Annotated in this window: 1 protein-coding gene; it reads left to right on the top strand. The window is 67.7% G+C overall.

The window, feature by feature from the left end:
- Positions 1–551: dihydrodipicolinate synthase family protein (locus tag IB278_RS33585; protein WP_192328854.1), on the top strand; the 551-nt coding region annotated here is incomplete at both ends.

Below are 551 nucleotides of genomic sequence, written 5' to 3'. Positions count from 1 at the left end.
ATGAACCCTCAAGAACTCAAATCCATCATGGGCTCCGGCCTGCTCTCGTTCCCGTTGACCGACTTCGACGCGAACGGGGACTTCAACAAGAAGGGCTACGAGCAGCGTCTCGAATGGCTCGCTCCCTACGGCGCGAGCGCGCTGTTCGCGGCCGGCGGCACCGGCGAGTTCTTCTCGCTGACCGGCGACGAGTACCCCGGCATCATCCAGACCGCGGTCGACACCTGCCGCGGCGTGGTGCCCATCATTGCGGGCGCCGGCGGCCCCACGCGCTTTGCGATCCAGTGCGCGCAGGCGGCCGAGAAGGCCGGCGCGCACGGCATCCTGCTGCTGCCGCACTACCTGACCGAAGCCGGCCAGGAAGGCCTGGCCGCGCACGTGGAAGCCGTGTGCAAGAGCGTGAAGTTCGGCGTGATCGTCTACAACCGCGCCACCAGCCGCCTCAAGCCCGAGACGCTGGCCGCGCTGGCCGAGCGCAACCCGAACCTCGTGGGCTTCAAGGACGGCGTGGGCGACATCGAGGCCATGGTGGCCATCTACCAGAAGATGGG

The organism is Variovorax sp. VRV01, from assembly GCF_014852545.1.
GTDB lineage: Bacteria > Pseudomonadota > Gammaproteobacteria > Burkholderiales > Burkholderiaceae_C > Variovorax > Variovorax beijingensis_A.
Note: the sequence above shows the minus strand (reverse complement) of the source record. Positions and strands in the feature narration are given on the sequence as shown.